This is a genomic window from Verrucomicrobium sp. BvORR034, assembly GCF_000739635.1.
Lineage (GTDB): Bacteria > Verrucomicrobiota > Verrucomicrobiia > Verrucomicrobiales > Verrucomicrobiaceae > Verrucomicrobium.
This window is the reverse complement of sequence record NZ_BATQ01000160.1, coordinates 1-20,053: the sequence shown is the minus strand read 5'-3', so window position 1 is coordinate 20,053 and position 20,053 is coordinate 1. Positions and strand designations below refer to the sequence as shown.

At 64.4% G+C, this 20,053-nt stretch carries 12 protein-coding genes; 9 read left to right on the top strand and 3 right to left on the bottom strand.

Annotation, left to right across the window (positions count from 1 at the left end):
- A partial coding sequence (locus tag BV034_RS28025; protein WP_265593555.1) for a transposase occupies positions 1–1,197 on the top strand: 1,197 nt, incomplete at its 5' end.
- 390 nt (positions 1,198–1,587) lie between these two features.
- On the opposite strand, the gene BV034_RS28020 is transcribed toward BV034_RS28025, so the two are convergent.
- A complete protein-coding gene (locus BV034_RS28020; protein WP_050030257.1) occupies positions 1,588–2,241 on the bottom strand; it encodes a response regulator transcription factor in 654 nt (217 codons plus the stop codon).
- A gap of 11 nt (positions 2,242–2,252) precedes the next feature.
- The gene (locus BV034_RS28015; protein ID WP_050030256.1) at positions 2,253–4,592 is read right to left on the bottom strand and encodes a sensor histidine kinase; all 2,340 of its coding nucleotides are present in this window, start codon (positions 4,590–4,592) and stop codon (positions 2,253–2,255) included.
- A 283-nt stretch (positions 4,593–4,875) separates the two neighbouring features.
- Between BV034_RS28015 and BV034_RS28010 the strand changes: the two genes are divergently transcribed.
- From BV034_RS28010 to BV034_RS27985, 6 genes are all read left to right on the top strand, one after another.
- Positions 4,876–5,910 (top strand): AAA family ATPase, encoded by a 1,035-nt coding sequence (locus BV034_RS28010; protein WP_050030255.1) that lies wholly within the window; start codon positions 4,876–4,878, stop codon positions 5,908–5,910.
- 39 nt (positions 5,911–5,949) lie between these two features.
- On the top strand, positions 5,950–6,837 hold the full coding sequence (locus tag BV034_RS28005) for a DUF58 domain-containing protein (RefSeq protein WP_038165339.1): 888 nt from the start codon (positions 5,950–5,952) through the stop codon (positions 6,835–6,837).
- A 5-nt stretch (positions 6,838–6,842) separates the two neighbouring features.
- Entirely contained in the window at positions 6,843–7,421 is a 579-nt protein-coding gene (locus BV034_RS28000) for a hypothetical protein (RefSeq protein WP_050030254.1), read from the top strand.
- Positions 7,418–8,389 (top strand): VWA domain-containing protein, encoded by a 972-nt coding sequence (locus BV034_RS27995; protein ID WP_050030253.1) that lies wholly within the window; start codon positions 7,418–7,420, stop codon positions 8,387–8,389. The genes BV034_RS28000 and BV034_RS27995 overlap by 4 nt, the downstream gene beginning before the upstream one ends.
- Positions 8,386–11,238, top strand: a complete 2,853-nt coding sequence (locus BV034_RS27990) for a VWA domain-containing protein (protein ID WP_050030252.1) — start codon at positions 8,386–8,388, stop codon at positions 11,236–11,238. The genes BV034_RS27995 and BV034_RS27990 overlap by 4 nt, the downstream gene beginning before the upstream one ends.
- 117 nt (positions 11,239–11,355) lie before the next feature.
- A complete protein-coding gene (locus tag BV034_RS27985; protein ID WP_050030251.1) occupies positions 11,356–14,691 on the top strand; it encodes a hypothetical protein in 3,336 nt (1,111 codons plus the stop codon).
- Positions 14,692–15,787: 1,096 nt separating this feature from the next.
- On the opposite strand, the gene BV034_RS27980 is transcribed toward BV034_RS27985, so the two are convergent.
- Positions 15,788–15,994 (bottom strand): hypothetical protein, encoded by a 207-nt coding sequence (locus BV034_RS27980; RefSeq protein WP_265593554.1) that lies wholly within the window; start codon positions 15,992–15,994, stop codon positions 15,788–15,790.
- Positions 15,995–16,665: 671 nt separating this feature from the next.
- Here BV034_RS27980 and BV034_RS27975 point away from each other — a divergent pair.
- Both BV034_RS27975 and BV034_RS27970 read left to right on the top strand, forming a co-directional pair.
- The gene (locus BV034_RS27975) at positions 16,666–17,874 is read left to right on the top strand and encodes a DNA repair exonuclease (protein ID WP_050030249.1); all 1,209 of its coding nucleotides are present in this window, start codon (positions 16,666–16,668) and stop codon (positions 17,872–17,874) included.
- 15 nt (positions 17,875–17,889) lie between these two features.
- On the top strand, positions 17,890–20,053 hold a 2,164-nt coding region (locus tag BV034_RS27970), incomplete at its 3' end, for an AAA family ATPase (protein WP_050030248.1).

Here is a 20,053-nt window from a genome sequence, read left to right as displayed (position 1 = left end):
AGCCGAGCGATGCGATGGAGAGTTATGAAAACGTACATCCTTGCCAACCCCATGGCTTCACAACCTACCTCAAAATTCGCGTCTGGCCACCAGGCTGCCTCTGGGGCTGTCCGCTCCCCCAAGAAGGCTGGAGTTATTTATCTCGGTGTGGATGTTCACCTGCATCAGCAGGTGGTCTGTCGCAAAGTGGACGGGGCGGCACCCCAGCCCGCGCAGCGCTTTACTCCCGCTGAGTTTCAGCTCTGGGTGGTCAAACAGCAGGCCCTGGCCGAAAAGGTGGTTTGTTGTTATGAAGCGGGGCCTTTTGGTTACACGCTGCAAAGGCATCTGGAGCGCACTGGTGTTGAATGTCTGGTGGTACGCCCTCAGAACTGGGACCAGCATGGAAGCAGGGTCAAAACCGACGGGCGTGACGCCTGTGCCTTGGTTGAGGGCCTGGCCCGGTACGTCGAAGGCAACAACAAGGCCCCGGCCGTGGTGCGAGTGCCCCCGGGAGGAACAAGAGCAGCGCCGGGCATTGTCGCGACACCGGGAGATCTGGTCAGGGAGGTGCGACGCATCCGGGCTCAAGGCTGGGGAAGGGCGCTGACCCAGGGCGTGGAGCTGGGACGTCACTGGTGGAGACCCAAAGTATGGGAAGCGTTGCTCAAACAACTGCCCCAGTGGCTGGTGGCGATCCTGGGCTGCTTGCGCGAGGTTCTCATGACCCTTGAGCGAGGCATTGCTGGATGCACCCAGCAGATTGAAGCGCTGGCTGGGCCTGCCATGCGACGTCCCAAGGGGCTGGGAGAACTCAGCGAGCGGATTGTCAACAACGAGGTGCTTGACTGGCAGCGATTCAACAATCGTCGACAGGTATCCAGCTACACCGGGCTATGTCCCAGCGAACACAGCTCGGGTGGTTCGCGCCGGCTTGGGTCCATCAACAAACACGGCAACCGGTGTTTGCGCACTGCTTTGGTGGAAGCGGCTGCTGAAAGTCAAAGAGAAGCAGCACTGACGCTCAACGGGAAGAGGCCAGGCCTCAAGAAGAAGATCACGGTGGAACTGGCTCGGGGTCTGGCGGTGGACCTGTGGCGATTGAACACCGGCGGGCCACGCTTGCTGACCTGGGCTGGAGCCTGGTCAATGACCGCCCCCCCGATGAACTCCATCCCCAATCACGAACAAAGAGCGACCTCCTGGCAAAGCATGTGAACTAACCACGGACTATCCCAACTAACCCATTTGGAACGGTGTGGCGTGCTCGTAGAGCAAACGGGGCAGTGAACACTGTCCGGACTTTAGATTGAGCCGCCACCCGTTCCTCCAGCTCACGCATGACGTATAATGCACTGATCCCACGAGGTCATGTGCGGATAGCAGGTTGTTAGCAGTGTGGAAACTGCCTTGAATCGCTGGAGGATGCCGTTCCAACAAGACAATCTTGAACCCCAAGTCAGGGAGCAAAACAAAAAATCAGAAAGACGCCACTCATAACTTGACCCCAACCCTCATAGCAGTTTGCTCAGGCCGCCTTGCCCCAGATGCACTGAGGCAAACTAAAGTTTGAACTACAAACAGCTTCCAAAGCCAGCTCTCCACCACTCACCGTTCTAACGGTACCAATCCCAGCTCATACGCCCGGGCCACCGCCTCCGCGCGATCTGCCACGCCCAGTTTGCCGAACACGGCCTTCAGGTGGCTCTTGATCGTGTGCTCACTCACTCCCAGGATCCGCCCCAGATCCGAGTTCGACATCCCACGGCCCAAGTGCCTCAGCACCTCCAGTTCGCGGGCGCTGAGGGCATTCAGCGCCTCGCCCTGCACGGGGGCTTGGGAGGCAAAGCTGGTGCCGCCCCGGGCCACGGTGCGGATCACCGCCACCAGGGACTGGCGGTCGGTGGTTTTGGAAACATACCCAGAAGCCCCCAGCCGACGCGCCAGGGTGACCTCGGCGCTCGTGGCGCTGGCAGAGAGCATGATCACGCGCACCTGCGGATGCTCACGCTGCAACACTTCCAGCACGGTGAACCCGTCCTGCTCCGGCATGCGCACATCCAGCAGCACCACCTGCGGTTTCTCAGGGTCCGCCGCGCAGAGTTGCAGCGCCTCTCTCCCCGAGGCCGCGGTGGTGATGCTCTCAAAGAGGGGATCGCGACGCAGCATCGCCTCCAGCCCCTCCCGTACCACGGCATGGTCATCCACAATGAGGAGGCGTACGGAATCAGCGTTGGTGCTGGAAAAGGTGAGGGGGTTCATGAAAAAACAGATCAACCGTTGACCGGCTTGGGTAGCAGGAGCGGAGCAGGGGAGGGCTCTTCCGCGGAAATGGAAGTGGCGTCAGTCTCGACCACCGCCGCCGCGGACGCAGCGACCGTCGCCCGCGCCCGGCCTAAGGGTAGCCGCACCGTCACACAGGTGCCACTGCCGGGCGTGCTGTACAGATGCAGCGTGCCGCCCAGCCGCTGCATACGCTCCTTCATACCCACCAGGCCGAAGTGCCCCTCCCGCGTGCCGGGCACGGTGGCGACGTCGAAACCGCGGCCGTTGTCCATGATGCGCAGTTCAAGGAAATCGCTGCAGTAGTCCAGCGTCACCTCCACCTGGGTGGCCTGGCCGTGGTGGAAGGCATTGGCCACCGCCTCCTGCATGAGCAGCAGGAGGTTGCCCATCACATCGCGGGAGAGCTCCACCGGCGTGCCGCTGCTCTGCACCGCCACCTGCGCGCCCGGCAGATGCTCCATGGAGTTCACCGCATGGCGCAGCAGCCCCGCGAAATCATGCGGCCCGTCCTCCACATGGCGCAGACCCCAGAGAAAGTCCCTCAGCCCGGATTGCGTGTGCAGGATCGCGCGGCGCGCCGCCGTGAGCTCCTCCTCCGCGTCCTCCGTGATGTCCGGGAGCTGGTCCACCGCCGCCTCCAGGCGGAAAGCCGCCCCGGCAATCATCTGCTGCAGTCCGTCGTGCAGATCTGCCGCCAGCCGCTGGCGCTCCTTCAGCGCCGCCTCGTACTCCAGCTCGGAATTGCGATGCAGGCGCATCATCTCCTCCAGCTTCTCTGTGCGACGCCGCACGGCACGACGCAGAGCAGAAATCCAGGCCGCCGCCAGCAGCAGCACCACCAGGGCAGAGATGAGCGCGGCCGTCAGCCTTGTCGAGGTCCACCAGGACGGCGTGCTCAGCACCTGCACATCATCCACATCCCGCAGCCAGAGGCGGAACGTGGAAATAACCGGTGCCTCAAACCCCGCCTTGCGCTCAAAGTTCAGCTCGCACACGCCCGTGAGCTGCACCTGCGCACCCTCCACCCAGTTCCCCGGCAGGGCCTGCGATCCGCCACGCGGCACCAGGAGCGTCGCGGGGAAGTGCCGCCGCCCGGACTCCACCTCCAGCTGCCAGGTTCCCGGTTCGCCGCTCACCAGGGCAGCCGCCGACACCGTCGACACCGTCGACACCTCCACCCGGCGCAGCACGCCGCGCAGGCGCACCTCGCGACCGTCATAGTCATTGGCCACCTCCTGCGGCCTCGCCCGTCGGGGCGGGTTCAAGATCTCACCCGCCGTCACCTCCGGCGGATCCGGCAGCGCCGCGCGATCCAGCGGGCGCACCACCGCCCCGCTCATGGAGGCCACCAGGCGGCTCATGTCCACAAAGGCCGCCACCTCCACCCGCGTGCCCACCGTGGGCGGTTCCCCGGCCCACTGCACCTTCACACCCGTGTTCCCCTCCTGCATGAAGAAGAACTGCCCCGGCGCGCTGAAGTTCACGATGCCGCTGGTGATCTTGCGATTGATCTCATTGCCCTTGGCCGTGAAGAGCTGGAGGCGGTTCAAGGGAACTTTCGGCCGCGCAAAGGGATCCGCCGGCGGCGGGGTCAGCACCTCGATGTCCTGCCGTCCCATGATCTTGATGCGCAGGTCCAGCATCTCCGCGCGCAGATTCGACGGCGGGGAAAAGATTCCCTCCACCCGCACACGGGCGTCCACCAGCTCCTTCTCCTGGATGGCCGTCCAGTCCTCCACCTGCACGGGGATGACGTGCCCCATGCGGGAGAGCATGAGCGTGCCGCTGGCCGTGGCCGTGGGCGGGTGAATTCCTTGAACCACGCCGGAGATCAGCACCCGCTGGGAGTCCTTGATCCCGGCAAAGAGCTCCGTCAGCTCCGTGGCGCGCCCTTTGGGGATGTTCCCCGTGCCCACCCGCGTGTAGGTGCGGGCCAGCACGTTGGGCGAGTAGCCGCCCACATCCGTCACCCCCTCCAGCTCGATCACCGCCCCCGGTTCCGTGTCGCTCTTGACCGGCGGCGGCCCCTCCCAGATGCGGCGTCCCCGATCATCCGTGAGCTGCACCAGCACCCCCGCCCAGCCATCGTGCAGGACAAAGGAGTCATCCCGCGCGCTCTGCCACATCACCACCCCGCGCAGCTTCACCGGCTGGCGACGCGCCGCCTCCTCCCGCGTGAGCAGGCGCATCTGGCTCACTTTTGAGATCGGCGGCACCGGCTTCACCTCTTTTTCCTTGGGCGCCGCCGCAGGCAACGCCATCCCCGCCAGGAGGACAAATGCCGCCAGGAGCAGAGGGACCGGGGAAATGGGGGGGCGGAGGCGCAAAGCAGGAGGGAAACGTAACCCGCAAGGGCGTTTCTACAGGATCACCCGAAAGAGGGATTTTGGGAAGAGCGGCAAGAAAATACCAGGAGGTCGTGCGTTCGGGTGAAAGGCAAAGGTTCAAAAGCCAAAAGCCAAACTTCAAAATTCAAGGATCAAACTTCAAGCCCAGCCGCCAGCCTCCGGTTCTCCTGACCGCCTAAAGGCGGAACTCCAACAGCTTCCAACTTCCTCCGACCCCTGGCCTAAGGCATTCCTCATTCCTAATTCAAAATTCCTAATTGAAATGACCGCTGCCGACTACACTCCCGACCTCCAACCTGGCATCACCACGGAAGCCGAACTCCAGGCCTTGGGGGAGCAGATCGCTGAGGCCTCCCGGTGGATCCCGGCCATCATGGAGGAGATCAGCAAGGTCGTGGTGGGCCAGCGCTACGTGGTGGAGCGCCTCCTCATCGGCCTCCTTTCCGATGGCCACGTGCTGCTGGAGGGGGTGCCGGGCCTGGCCAAGACCACCATCATCAAGGCGCTCGCCAGCAGCATTCAGGGCGCTTTCCGTCGCATCCAGTTCACGCCGGACCTGCTGCCGTCAGATATCATCGGCACGCTCATCTTCAACCCCCAGACCCAGCAGTACACCACGCGGAAGGGGCCCATCTTTGCCAACCTGATCCTCGCGGATGAGATCAACCGCGCTCCGGCCAAGGTGCAGAGCGCCCTGCTGGAGGCCATGCAGGAGCATCAGGTGACCCTGGGGGATGAGACCCACCCGCTGCCGGAGCCCTTCCTCGTGCTGGCCACGCAGAACCCTGTGGAGCAGGAGGGCACCTACCCGCTGCCCGAGGCGCAGGTGGACCGCTTCATGCTGAAGGTGGAGGTGGACTACGGCACCCTGGAGGATGAGACCCGCATCCTGGAGATCATGGGCACCACTGGGGCCAAGCCCACCGTCGCCCCCGTGGCGGACCTGGACACCATCGTGCAGCTCCGCGCGTTGGCCAACCGTGTTTACCTCGATCCCAAGATCAAGAACTACATCGTGCGCCTCGTGCTCGCCACGCGGGACGCGAAGTCCTTGGACCCCAAGCTGGAGGGCCTCATCCGCTACGGCGCCTCCCCACGTGCCACCATCAATCTCACCCTCGCCTCACGTGCGCACGCCTTCATCAACGGCCGCGCCTATGTGACCCCGCTGGATGTGCGCAGCGTGGCCATGGACGTGCTGCGCCACCGCATTCTCCGCACCTACGAGGCCGAGGCGGAGGAAGTCACCAGCACCCAGCTGGTGAACTGGATCCTGGAGAAGGTGCAGGTGCCCTGATCGAGCCCGCGGCAGCCCGACGTCTTTATTTCCTCGCCCATGATCCCCAGGGAATACCTACGCAAGATCCGCCAGATCGAGGTGCGGACCAACCGGCTCGCCCAGGAGATGCTGGCCGGTGCCTACCACTCCGCCTTCAAGGGGCGCGGCATGGACTTCGAAGAAGTGCGCGAGTACCAGATCGGCGATGACGTGCGCACCATCGACTGGAACGTCTCCGCCCGCACCGGGGTCACGCACATCAAGAAATACCGTGAGGAGCGCGAGCTCACCATGGTCATCCTGGTGGACGTCAGCGCCTCCGGCGTCATCGGCACCGGCGTGCAGTCCAAGCGGGACCTCGCCGCGGAGATCGCCTCCGTGCTCGCCTTCAGCGCCATGCGCAACAGCGATCGCGTGGGCCTGGGCCTCTTCACCGATGAGGTGGAGCAGTTCATCCCCGCGCGGAAGGGGCGGGCCCATGTCTTCCGCCTCATCCACGAGATCCTCTTCTATGAGCCGGAGGGCACCCGCACCTCCTGCCAGCAGGCGCTGCACTTTGTGAACCACGTCTTTCCCCGACGCGCCATCGTCTTCCTCATCTCTGACTTCATCGATCAGGGCTATGAAAAGGCGCTCAAGATCACGAACCAGCGGCACGACGTGATCGCCGTGCAGATCTCGGACCCCAGCGAGACCACGCTGCCGGATGCCGGCTGGGTCACCATGGAGGACGCGGAGACGGGCGAGGTCATTGAGGTAAACACCAGCGACCCCGCCGTGCAGTCCCGCTACCGGGAGGCTGCCCTGGCGCAGAAGGAAAACCGCCGCCGCATGCTCCAGCGGGCCGGGCTGGACCTCATCGAGGCCGCCACGGACCAGCCTTATCTCATCGAACTCCAGAACTTCTTCGAGCGCCGCATCCTCGCGCGCAGCTCCTACGCCTGATCTCCATGGCCATGAACGAACCGGGACCCGAAATCATCGAAGACATCACCCTCCTCCTCCCACCCCAGCCCTGGGCCTGGGTCTGGCCCACCGTGGGCGCGCTCGCCATCGCGCTGGCGCTCGGCTGGCTCCTCCTGCGGCTCCACCGTGCGCACAAGCTGCCCTTCCAGCACCCGGCGGTGCCGCCGGAGGTCCACGCCCGCCAGCGGCTCGCCGCCATCCGCCACCTCATCGCGGAGGGACGGCACCAGGAGTTCGTCCTGGAGGTTTCCTCGATCCTGCGCGAGTACATCGAGGCCCGCTTCGGCCTCAAGGCTCCCAGCCTCTCCACAGAGGAGTTCCTCTTTGAGGCAGAGCGTGGCGCCCAGCTCGACCCTCGCTGGCGGGAGAGCCTGGCCGGCTTCCTCCAGCAGTGCGACCGCGTGAAGTTCGCCCTGGCCCACCTCCAGCCACCCCGCATGGAGGTGCTGCACACCACGGCGGAGACCTTCATCGATGATACCGCCAGCCGCCCCGCCGCCCCGGTGGAGAGGAAACAACTTGAAGAAAACGCCCCCGGCCCCTCCGCCACCCCCGCTGCATGAGCGTCGCCGTCCTTCCCTCACCTCTCACCTTCAGCTTCGGCCAGCCCTGGTGGCTGCTGCTCCTGCCCCTGCTGGGGTACTGGGCCTGGCGGGTCGGGCGTCCCGGCCTGGGGGCCGCCGTCACGCACTCCTCCACCAGCCTGCTCGTGAGCCTGGGCCGCCCGCGGCTCAGCCAGCCGGGGCGTCTGCTCTGGCTCATGCGTCTGCTCGCCCTGCTTTGCCTCATCCTCGCCCTGGCCCGCCCTCGCGTGCCGCAGGGGGAGCAGGATGATCCCACGAAGGGCATCGACATCATGCTCACCTGCGATGTCTCCGGCTCCATGGATGAGAAGGACTTCATGGTGGGGAACCAGAAGATCTCCCGCCGCGAGGCGCTGGTGCGCGCCATCTCCGAGTTCGTGGATGCGCGGAAGACCGACCGGTTTGGTATGGTCGGCTTCGCGTCGAACACCTACACCCTCAGCCCCCTCACCACGGACGCGAACTGGATCAAGGACGTGTTCAAGTTCGTCCAGCTCAAGGACGGCACCGCTATCGGGGACGGCATCATCAGCGGGGTGAACAAGCTGGAGGAAAACTCCGGCCGCTCCAAGGTGATGGTGCTGGTCACGGACGGACAGAACAACACGGGGACCAACCCCCTGGTGGCTGCCGAGTACGCGAAGAAGAAAGGCGTGCGCATCTACGCGCTGGAGATCATGAACCTGCGCAACATCCGCGCCCAGGCCGCGCTGAAGAGCCCCCTCAGCCAGGTGGCCACCATCACGGGCGGCCAGTATTTCCAGGCCTCTGACACCGGCTCCCTCCTGCAGATCTACCGCCAGATCGACCGCATGGAGAAGCGGGAGATCGACGACCGCCGTCACATGCTTTTTAACGAACTCTTCCTCTGGTTCATCCTGCCCGGCGCGCTGCTCCTGCTGCTGGAGTGGGTGGCGGGGAACACCTTCTGGCTGCGCACCCCATGAAATTTGCCCACCCCCTTGTCCTCCTGCTGGTGCCGCTGCTGGTAGTTTCCAGCATCCTCCTCTGGCGTCATGCCCGGCGCCGGGCGCAGCAGAAGATGGCGCTCTTCGGCCCGCTGAACCGGCAGGGCAGCATCCTGCGCTCGCTGGATCCCGCGGCGCGCCGGCGGAAGGCGGTGCTCTTTGCCGCCGCGCTGTGCCTGCTGGCGGTCACCGTGGCCCGGCCCGTGTGGGGCCCGCGGCCGGATGCGGCAGACCAGACCGGCTCAGAGTTCTTCATCGTGCTGGATGTGTCCAAGAGCATGCTGGTTCGCGATGTCACGCCCAACCGGCTGGAGGCCGTGAAGGCCGAGCTGGCGGACTGGCTCAAGACGCGCCACGGCGACCGCATCGGCCTCATCGTCATGGCAGGGGACGCCTTTGTGCAGGCCCCGCTCACCAATGACTACACCGCCTTGAGAGAGGTGCTCTCCCAGACCGGGCCTACGTCGATTTCCAAAGGTGGGACGAACATCCCCATGGCCGTGCAGGTGGCGGTAAAGGCGCTGGATGCCGGCGAGGTGAAGCGCAAGGTGGTGGTGCTCGTGAGCGATGGCGAGAACCTGGAGGGCGAAGTCGCCGCTGCGGTCACCGAGGCCGCGCAGCAGCACAAGATCACCTTCTTCACCATGGGCGTGGGCACGCTGGAGGGCGGCAAGGTGCCGGAGAAGGACCCCAAGCCGGACTTCACCAAGCCGCCCAAGGCCCTCGTGCGGGATGACTACGGTGTCACCGCGCACAGCCGCCTGGATGAGCGCTCCCTCCGGGCCATCGCCGCCATGGGCGGGGGGCGGTACTTCCACTTCACCCCGGACGGCGAAACGTGGGACAGCCTCTACTCCCAGGCCCTGGCCACGCTGGCCCGCCGCACGGAGACGTTCAACCTCCAGCAGTACGACGATCTCTACCAGATCCCGCTCGCCCTCGTGATCGCCCTCCTCCTCTGGGAAATGATGCTCAGCACCCGCAAGAAACACCCGGAGAAAGCCCGTTCCATTGTGACCCTGCCAGAGCCCGCTGCCGCCCCACCCGCCACCGCCATGTCCAGGAAGCCCAACCGCAACGTCCGCCGGCGCAAGGCCGCCCTCACCCTCCTCATCGCCGGACTGCTCGTTGGGGGCTCGAACCCCGGCCTGCACGCCGCCGAGTCCGCCCTGGTCCGGCTCGTCACCCAGAGCGGGGAGTTGATCGCGCAGGGGAAGGCCCCCGAGGCCGCGGAGCTGCTCCGCGCCGCCGCGCAGAAAGACCCCAACGACTACTATGTGGTGTACAACCTCGGCATCGCCTCCTATGCCGCCGGGCAGTGGCAGGATGCCGTGGACGCCTTTGCGGAGGCGACCTCCAGCCCGGAGAAACGGGTGCGCGCCCAGGCCCTGGTGCAGATGGGGAATGCGCAGTACCAGCTCGGCAAGACGCTGCTGAAGACGGGCAACCGCATGGGCGCCTCCGTCGCGTGGGAGCGCTCGGTGGAGACCTATGAGAGCGCCCTGGCCGTGAAGTCCTCGAGCACCACCGAGCACAATCTGCAGGTGGCGCGGGAGCGGCTGGAAAGCGTGCTCATGAATCTGGCGGATTCCTTCATCTCCAGTGCGGAGAAGTCCAAGTCCACGGAATCCAAGATCAATGAACTGACCAAGGCCGTCTTCTCCCTGGAGCGGGTGACCCAGCTCAATCCCAAGAACAAGGATGCGGAACAGAAGCTGGAGGACACCCGCAAGAAGCTGGCGGAGCAGTTGCGCGATCAAGCCCGCGAGCTGCGCGCCAAGGCGGAGCAGGTGAACCCGGAGAAAGACAAGGAGGGCAAGGAGCAGGAGAAGCTCAACACCGCTGCGAATGAACGCTATGAGCAGGCGCGGGAACAGGCGCCCAAGGACAAGGAGCTCGCTCAGGAGCACGACGCCTTCCGCAACCAGGTGGCCAATGCGCTGACGGACAAGGCCGAGGCCAAGATGCAGCAGGCCATGCAGCCGCCCGCCAAGCCGGAGAAAGGGCCGAACCAGGGCGAGGTCAAGAAACGCCAGAACACCCTGAACGATGCCCTCACCAAGGTGGACAAGGCCCTCGCGTTTGAGGAGACCAACCAACGGGCGCAAAACCTGAAGGCGGAGGTGATGAAACAACTCGAGGCCGCCCACATGGAGTACGCGGACATGGCCAAGGCCAACGGCGACAAGCAGGCGCAGACCCAGCCGGAAAGCGCGGCGGGGAACTTCACCGAGGCCGTGCAGAACTACCAGAAGGCCCTGGAGATCAACCCCGAGAACGCCCCGGCCAAGGAGAAGCTCGCCCAGTCTGAGTCCGCCCTGGCCAAGGCGCTCACGGAATCCGGAAAGAAGGAGATGGCCCAGGCCTCAGGCGAGAAGCCCCCGCAGAAGGGTAAAGGAAACAAGCCGAACGCACCTGAACCCACCGCCGCCCCCGGCACCCCGGCAGAACCCACCGCCTCAGAGATGCGGGAGAACATCGGCCACCTGGAGAAGGCCGCGCAGAACTTCGCCCAGGCGGATGCCCTGCGCCCCGGTGAGAACGAAGCCCAAGCCCTGCAGCAGCAGGCGCTGGATCAACTGGACGCCCTGCGCGCCGCCCTGGACCAGAAGCAGAATCAAGGACCCGGCCAGAAACCCGGCCCCGGTGAGTCCGCCCAAGTCGCTGGCGAGCCCATGCCCGGCGAACCCGCCGAGCAGCCCGCCCAGCAGGACAGCAACCTCACCCCCATGAAGCCCGTCCTGAGCTTCAGCGAGATCCGCGCCGCCGACAAGAGCGAGGGCCAGTTCAAGGATCTGAAGCAGAATCAGAAGGTCCGCGACTGGTGAGGCAAAAATTAGGAATTAGGAATGATGAATTAGGAATGTCTGAGTCCGGAAAGCGTCCTGCCTCCCCGGTCCGGATTTGAAGTTTGTCGTTTGAATTTTGAAGTTTTACCTTTCCACATGTTCTCGCCCACCCGCTTCCTCCTCCCGCTGGGCCTCTTCCTCGCGCTAGGCTCTCTGCCCGCTCAGGAACCCGTCTCTTTGATTTCCGCGAACCAGCCGGACGCGGGCTGGACGTTTGCCAACGGTCAGGAGTTCCCGGGGGCGAAGGGGGCGCTCAGTGTGGATGCGGAGAATGCGCGGGAGGGGAAGCCGACCTTGAAGCTCGTGGGGGACTTCACCAAGGGCGGCAAGTACGTGGTGACCGGGCGCAAGATCGATAAAGTGGACATCCAGGAACTCAGCCTCTGGGTGAAGAGCCCGGGCGGGGAGCGGTTCACGATGCGGATCAACGATGGCAGCGGGCAGACGCATCAGCTCGATGTGAAGCTGGAGCCCCAGTCAGACTGGCAACAGGTGGTGCTGCCGCTGGAGCGCTTCTTTGCCAAGCGCGGCCAGTCAGACGCCGTCACCTCCATCACCCGCTATGAATCCTGGGGCGGCGCGAAGGACGGCCAGTGGCACGGTCCCGCCACCGCCATCTATTTCCTCGTGTCTGAGCGGACGGAGGCCAAGGTGCGCACGCTCTGGCTCAATGACGTGCAGATCACCCCGCCAGCCGCCGCCACCCCGGGCGTGGAGGTCCGGCAGACGGTAAGCCTCATGGACGAGGGGGCGGAGGGGCTGGGCTGGCATTTCACGAATGGCCCCGAGTTCAAAGGGGCCACCGGCGCGCTTACCGTGGTGGATGGCAAGGAACTGAAGCTCGCCGGGAACTTCACCGGAGGCGGGGCCTATGTGGCCGCCGTGCGCAGCCTCAAGGAGATGGATGCGCGGGACACCCCGGTGCTGAAGTTCAAGGTGAAAACCTCCAACGCCACCTCGTTCGGCATGCAGCTCGTGGATGGCTCCGGGCAGACCCATCAGCGCAAGGGCAACAAGCTGGTGGCCGACGGCCAGTGGCAGGAGATCGAGATTGAGCCCGCCAAGTACGCCGGGGGCGAGCACTGGGGTGGGGCCAAGGATGGACGCTGGCACGGACCGCTGAAACAACTGGTCCTCTCGGTGACGGATCGATCCGATGCCCAGAACAAGCAGCCCGAGATCCTCCTGGCAGACATTCGGGTCGAGGCCCTTCAAAAGGTCTTCGCCCGGCCCCCAGCGTTTAAGAGTGACTTCCGCGGCCCCAAGCTGCCGGAGGGCTGGGTGACGTTGGGTGATGTGGCGGCGGATCAAGAGGCGGGGAAACCTGCGCTGCGGATTGGTCGGACCATGCAGGAGGTCGGCAAATCGGTCTTTGCCAAAAGCCCTGTCTTCCCCGCCACCCCCGGTCGCTGGAAAATCGGAGCCGAGTTGCAGACCGCCCTCTATTCACCGGACAACTCATACAGCGTGGTGCTGCACCTGTTGTCCCTAGACGCGAAAGGGCAGACGCTGGAGTCTTTCACCATCGCGGATCTCTACGGCAATCACGAGTGGCGCGCGTTCACCCCCACCGTGACCTTCCCGCCCGGGACCAAGCGGGCCCAGTTTGAGATCACTCTCAGGAAGACGTACGGCACGGTGCATCTGGCCGGGCTGAGCGCCGCCTACCTCGCCCCCTCCGTGCAGAAGGACGACCGCATCTCGCGAGTGCTCTTCACTACCGCGCAACTGGGGAATCTGTTGTTTCCTGAGGATCCTCGCACCGTGGACCTCAGCGTGGAGGCGATCAAACCCTTAAGCAAAGGCAAGGAACGCCTCATCTGCCAGGTGCGTGACTACTGGGGTGCTGAGCAGGGCTCTGCGCTGGAGGCCGTCTTGGGCGATCCCGTCAAGAAGGACGGCAAGCTGGTCTATCCCGCCCGAGTGGACCTCGCCCCGCTCAAACTGGAGACCGGGCGCTACTATGAGCTGCAGGCCACCATTGCCCTGGATGATGTGCAGGAGCCTTTCACGAATCACACCTCCCTGGCCATCCTGCCGGAAGCGGCAACGAGGAAATACAAACCGGAGGAGATTCCCTTCACCAGCCGCAACTGGGACAACCGCCCACCCGAATACATCCGCTTGGCGGATCGCCTGGGTGTGCGCATCTGCGGCCTCTGGGGTGGTTGGTCCAGCAAGCCGCCCTACAAGGCGGAGGCCCCGGGTCTTGACCTGTGCAAGGAGCTCGGCATGGGCTGGCTCACCACCACACCCGTGAAGTTCATCGAGGACGGCAAGTACGATCACAACGAGACCTCGCTGAAAGAAGGCGTGCGCAACCTCATCACCCAGTACGGCAGCGTGCGGCCGCTCATCATCAACCTGGGCAACGAACCCCACGGCACGGGCGAGAAAGTGAAGCGCAACGTCGCCGGATACAAGGCTGTGTATGAGGAGGTCAAGCGCGTGGCTCCCGACATCACCGTCGTGGCCACCTCGGTTGAGCCCAATGAAGAGTACTTCAAGCTCGGCTACGGCCAGTATTGTGATGCCTTCGACTTCCACATCTATGAGTCCGCCGAGAACGTCCGCCGCACCATCGGCCAGTATCGCGAGCTCATGAAGAAGTACGACTGCGTGAAGCCCATCTGGTCCACCGAGCTGGGCCTCAACAGCCAGGGCCAGACCCGCCGCGTCGTCGCCGGGGAGCTGTACAAGAAGTTCGCCACCTTCTTCGCCGCTGGCGGGGAGAACGTCTCGTGGTTCGGCCTGTTATACCCTGATCCCGATGGCAAGTCCTCCGGCAGCTCCGGGGATTCGCACAACGTTTTCGACTCTCGTTACAAACACTACGCCCCTAGACTGGACGCCATCGCGTATTACAACGCCGTCAACGCCATCGCGATCAAGAAGTTCGCGGCGGAACAGGTGTACGAAGACGGAGTCCGCGCCGTGCTGTTCCAGGACCGGGACGGGAAGAGCCTGCAAGTGCTCTGGAAAGACAAAGGCCGCGCCGATGTGGTGTTGCCGCTGAAAGGCGTGAAGGCGGGGAGTGCGGTCGAGGTGATTCGCATCGATGGTGTACGGACGCAGTATGAGCCTGCGGGCGGCGCCCTGACCTTGAGCGTCTCTGACGATCCCGTGTTGTTGTTGTATGATGGGGGCGAGGATGCTCTGCCGAAGAAGTTGGAACCGAGTGCCGTGACCCTGGACGCGAAGTTGGTGGACCGCGAGAGCCGCACTGTGGAAGTGACGGTGACGGGGAAGGGGACGCTGTACTGGCCTCCCGATTGGAGAACCAAAGCCGTGGGAGATGAAAGTGCCGAGGTCCGTGGTGGCGTGGCCAAGTATCACTGCACCCCACGCGCTGGCAGCTCCGTGCGGGAATGCGTCTTCACCGTCGAGGCACCCGGCGTTGCGCTCTGGATGGCCGTGCCGCTGGGGCGGTGAGAATAAAGAAAGTAGTGCCGGGCTTCAGCCTGGCCGAGCGGCGGTAGGATGGAGCAGGGGAGTTGCAGATTCTCACGATCACAAGACGTCCGCGCCGTGGTTGGAGTTCCGTCCCGCATGCGGGACGGCTCAGTCGAGGAAGCCTCATATCATCGTCACATGGAAGTTTCCTAATACCCCGCCTAAAGGCGGAACTCCAACCCTGCCGCGAACTCCACACGCCATCACCCCGCTGCTCCCATCATCTCCCGTGCCGCACACTGGGCGATTGTCCACCCTCCCGGCAACCAACCTCACAGAAGCTTCAGCTAGTGCCTCCTCACGTCGACAATTACAACCGGTGTTGTTCGCCTCACGGCAGAAGGCCCAACCACCTCCGCCACCGGCCCCGAGTCACCCTGACCGCTGCCGCCTCCACTCAAGCCCCACATCAGCCTCCCCAATCACCCGTAGGCAACACAACATCCCCTCTGCCTTATCACCCCAAAAGCCTTCGTAGTTGTCGACGTGAGGAGGCACTAACTGAAGCTTCTGCAACATCTCCACACCCACCCACCTCCATCCACCCACGACCTCCCCAAACCACCACAGCGCGATAGTCTCATCTAACCACCAGATAACATTCGCAGCAAGGTTGGAGTACCGCCTTTAGGCGGCGTATTGGATCGCTTCCAACTGTTGAGAGTGTGAACCTTTTGCAATTGAGCCGACTAAAGTCGGTACTCCAACCCTGCTGCGATCTTCACAAGGCAGCAGGGACACTTGACCTCGCTGCTCCCATCTCCCCATTCCACCTTGGACACTTGTCCATCCTCCCAGCAACAACCCCGCAGACCTTCAGCTAGTGCCTCCTCACGTCGACAACTACAACCGGTGTTGTTCGCCTCACAGCAGAAGGTCCAACCATCTCGGCGACCAACCCCGAATCCCCCTGACCGCCTTCGCCTCCACTCACGCCCCACATCAGCCTCCCCAATCATCCTCAGGCAACACAACGTCCCCTCAGCCTCATCACCCCCAAATGCCTTCGTAGTTGTCGACGTGAGGAGGCACTAACTGAAGCTTCTGCAACATCTCCACGCCCTCCCACCGCCACCTACTCTGAGTCTGCCTGTTTCAACAGCCATTCTTCGAACGACTTTGCCTGCACCCGGCAATTGCGTTTCACATGATCCGCGACAAAAACAGGTGTCTTCGGAATGTCCAGGTCGAAAAACACTTCGTTGCCAGCGCGATCAAGTGCGAAGACAAAGAAGACGCTTTCGAGCGGCCGCCCCAGCCAGCTCTTGGCTCGACGAAGCATGTTTTCAGAAATGATCTGGTCAGCATCCAGGAAAAGTCCGGGCAATTGATGACTCTACTTTGAGAGAATGAACCGCCGATAGTCCGGCGGCATCCGGATGCCCAAGGTTTCCTCGATTCTGGCAAGGTCGTGCTCGGTCATATCCCGTGGTGAGTGCTTTGCTACTCCTCCCTGAGCTTGATCATCCCAAACTTCCCGGGGGACATTTCATATTCTTCAAAAGTTTCTTTCAGAGGTCGGGGAGGTCCATTTTGATGAGAATCATCCCTGTTGGTGTTGGCGGAGTCGAGCGTAAAATCGCGGTGGGAGGTCGGGCCGTCTGCGCTCCCCAGCATCTTCACCAGCGCGATAGTCTCATCTAACTATCTCATGTCGTCCGCGCCGTGGTTGGAGTACCGACTTTAGTCGGCTCAGTCGCATACTCTGAACGCGTCGCAAACCCATCACCGTTTCCAATACGCCGACTGAAGTCGGTACTCCAACCACGGCGCGATCTTCATCAGGCAGCAGGGGCACGTCATTGCGCTGCTCACGCTTCCTCTCAAATCCCCCAAGCCACCCACCACCCCAACCAGGAACCAAGCACCAAGAACCCACTTGCGACCCACCCCGTACCCACCTACCACTTACCTTTTACCACTCACCGCCCCCCGACCCACCACTCACCGAAAATGCCAACCTTCCTCCACACTGCCGACTGGCAACTGGGCAAGCCCTTTGCCCGGGTGGAGGATGACACCAAGCGGGCGCTGCTCCAGCAGGAGCGCATCGAGGTGCTCCGCCGCATCGGTACCCTGGCGCGGGAGCGCAAGGCGGCGTTCGTCCTGGTGGCGGGCGATCTCTTTGACTCCACCACGCCCTCCAAGTCCACCGTCGCGGCGGCGTGCAGCGCGATCAAAGAAATCGGTGTGCCGGTATATGCGATCCCGGGCAATCACGATCACGGGGGCGTGGGCAGTGTGTGGACGCAGCCATTCTTTGAACTGACGCGGCAACAGCTCGCGCCGAATCTGCACCTCCTTCTGGAGCCCAAGCCCATCGAGCTGGACTCCGCCATCCTCCTCCCATGCCCGTTGTTGCGGCGGCATGAGGTCACCGATCCCACCGCGTGGCTGCGCGATCCTGAAGTCACCGCAGCTCTGCCCGCCGACAAGCCGCGCATCGTCCTCGCCCACGGCAGCATCCAGGGCTTTGGCTCCCAGGACGATGATGACGACTCCAGCGGTGGCGGCAACGGAGCGCCCGCCAACATCGCCAATTTCCTCGATCTCAACCGCCTGCCTGCCGGGGCCTACGACTACCTCGCGCTGGGCGACTGGCATGGGATGAAGGAAATCACGCCCAGCGCCTGGTACGCGGGCACCCCGGAGCGCGATCGTTTCCCGAAAGGGGAGGGCAATCTCCCTGGCCACGTCTTGTGCGTCACCGTGGAGCGCGGAGCCACCCCGGTCGTGGAGCCGGTGGTCACGGCCCGCTTTGGCTGGCATCATATCGCCCAGGACTTCCAAGACGACGCCGATGTCGAAGCCTGCGCCACCCGCGTGGAGGAGCTCCTCGCCGGACGCTCGGGCGCGGATCTGTTGAGGCTCGAACTCAGCGGCCGTCTCGGCATGGACGCTATGACCCGGCTGGAGACGCTGCTGGAGCTCTGGCAGTCCCGCCTGCTGCGGTTGAAGCTGGCCAATGACACCCGCCTTGCTCCCTCCGACGCTGAGGTGGAGGCGCTGACCCGCCGCACGGGCGATCCGCTGATCTCCCGCGTGGCGACCCGGCTGGTGGCCCTGACCCGGGGTGCGGATGAAAACGCGGCCTCCGTGGCTCGCGTCGCCCTGCGGGAGCTTCACGCGAACCTCGCGGGACCGTCGCAAACACTTTCCTGAAACCCCTCCCACCGCATGCGCTTCAAGTCCATCACCGTCCGCAACTACCGGGTCCACCGGGAGGTGACGGTGCCGCTGGACCCGATGCTGAACGTGATCGGCGGACCCAATGAGGCGGGCAAGAGCACGCTGCTGGAGGCGGCTCGTTATGCCCTCTTCCTCAAGGCCAAGGGCGGCGGCGAGACGCAGAAGAGCATGGTCTCGCTCACCTCGCAGGGGCATCCGGAGGTGGAGATCGAGTTCGAGATCGCGGGCACGGACTACCGTCTGGCCAAGCGCTTCAGCGGTGCCAGTGGCACGGCCACCCTGACTCAGACGGGCGGCAGCACCTGGCAGGCGGAGGAGGCCGAGGAAAAACTCAGCGCGCTCCTCGGCGTGGAGATCATCAGCGGTCGCGGCGCTGGGGAGAAGGCCGAGCAGCAGTGGGCGCACCTCCTCGTCAGCCAGGGGCGCTCCGGCAGCTCGCCGGTGGAGTATGCCAATGCCCAGCGGGATCAGCTGTTCACCCGCCTGCAGTCGCTCGGCGGCGCGGCCGTCATGCAGTCAGAGACCGACGCGGCCGTGGCCGGTCGTTTCCGCGATCTGGTGGACGAATGGTTCACGAAAAACGGCGAGCCCCGCGTGGGGTCCGACTGGGGTCGCGCTGATATCGCGGTGAAGCAGGCAGAAGAGGCAGCCACGCAGGCCGCCGCCCAGTTGCGCAAGCTGGAGGAGGCCGCCCAGCAGCACCAGCAGGCAGAGGCCGTGCTGGCCAGCGCGAAACCGGAGCTGGAACGTCTCCGCGCTGAACTGCAGGCCGTGACCCAGCAGCTCAGCCAGGTGAAAGACCTGCAGCAACGGCAAGCGACCCAGCAGACCGCGCTGCTGCATGCCGCCACCACCCACGAAAATCTGCAAAAAGGCGAGAGCGAGATCGAGCAGCTCCGCACCCAGGTGACCCAGCTCCGCGAGGCCATGGCCCCACGGGAGCAGGTGCTGACGACGCTGAAGGCGCGGGTCGAGGAAACTCAGAAACTCGTGCAGGACCGCGAGGGCGAGCGCCAGAAGCTGGATGCCGCCCTGCGGGAAGCCCGCCTGCGTGTCGAGGCCGCCCGCACCCAGGTGGAGTGGATGGAGAAGTCCCAGGCGCTGGAGTCCCTGCGCCAGCGGGTGGAGCAGGTGAAGGCCCTCGCCGCCCGGCAGAAGGAGGAGGAGCAGGCCCTGGCCCGGCTCCCGCACGTGGATGCCGCCAAGCTCAAATCCCTGCGCAAGCTGGAGACCGAGTGGATGCAGGCCGCCGCCGCGTTGCAGGCCATGGCCACAGGCATCGAGGTGCTCGCCAGTGATCAGCTCATCCACCTTGGCGGCACGCCCCTGGCCCCGGGTGAGTCGCGCGTTATTTCCTCGGACGCGGAGCTGGCCATCGGCTCCGGCGTGAAACTGCGCATCCATCCCGGCGGTGGCAGCTCACTGGTGCAGGCCCAGCAGCGCGCGGAGAAGGCTCGCGCAGCCTTGCAGGATGACCTGGACGAGTCCGGCCTGGACTCCGTGCAGTTGGCGGTGGAGGTCGCCACCCAGCGCCAGTTGAAGGAGGGAGAGATCGGTGCGCTCAAGGCGCAACTCGACGGCCTCGGCGCTGGCAAGATCGGTCGCGAACTGGCAGCTGCCGAGCAGGAGGAAGCCCGCGTGCTGGCCGAGCTGGAGCGCCGCCGCGCCGCGTGCGCGGATCTGCCCGCCGTGGCCGATCTGGCCGGGGCCCGCGCCTTGACCGAGACCACCGGTGCGAGCCTCCGCGAACTGGATCATCAGGAAATAACACTCAAGGGTGTGCTGGACGCCGCCAGCCGCGCCGCGCGTGAGGCCGCCGCCCAGCATGAGCGGCAGAACCAGGCGCACCAGGCGGAGAAGGATCAACTCACCAGCCGCGAGGCCCAGCTCGCCCAGATGGTGAAGATGCACGGCGATGATGCCGAGCGCACCGCGAGGCTGCAGGAGGCTCACACGCATCGACGCGAGTCCGAGGAGCAGCTCGCCCGTACCCAGCGGGAGCTCACCGCCCTCCAGCCCGAATTGCTCGCCGGGGATGAATTGCGGCTCAAGCGCTCCCTGGACCGCCTCACGGAATCCGTCAGCCAGGCCCACGCCACGCGGGAGGGCATGCTCATCCTCCTCCGCAGTGAGGGCACTCTGGATACCCCAT

Excerpts from the sequence above, each read along its gene's own strand:
- BV034_RS28020 (WP_050030257.1), bottom strand. The coding sequence starts at position 2,241 with ATGAACCCCCTCACCTTTTCCAGCACCAACGCTGATTCCGTACGCCTC.
- BV034_RS28010 (WP_050030255.1), top strand. The coding sequence starts at position 4,876 with ATGACCGCTGCCGACTACACTCCCGACCTCCAACCTGGCATCACCACG.
- BV034_RS28005 (WP_038165339.1), top strand. The coding sequence starts at position 5,950 with ATGATCCCCAGGGAATACCTACGCAAGATCCGCCAGATCGAGGTGCGG.
- BV034_RS28000 (WP_050030254.1), top strand. The coding sequence starts at position 6,843 with ATGGCCATGAACGAACCGGGACCCGAAATCATCGAAGACATCACCCTC.
- BV034_RS27995 (WP_050030253.1), top strand. The coding sequence starts at position 7,418 with ATGAGCGTCGCCGTCCTTCCCTCACCTCTCACCTTCAGCTTCGGCCAG.
- BV034_RS27990 (WP_050030252.1), top strand. The coding sequence starts at position 8,386 with ATGAAATTTGCCCACCCCCTTGTCCTCCTGCTGGTGCCGCTGCTGGTA.
- BV034_RS27985 (WP_050030251.1), top strand. The coding sequence starts at position 11,356 with ATGTTCTCGCCCACCCGCTTCCTCCTCCCGCTGGGCCTCTTCCTCGCG.
- BV034_RS27980 (WP_265593554.1), bottom strand. The coding sequence starts at position 15,994 with ATGCTTCGTCGAGCCAAGAGCTGGCTGGGGCGGCCGCTCGAAAGCGTC.
- BV034_RS27975 (WP_050030249.1), top strand. The coding sequence starts at position 16,666 with ATGCCAACCTTCCTCCACACTGCCGACTGGCAACTGGGCAAGCCCTTT.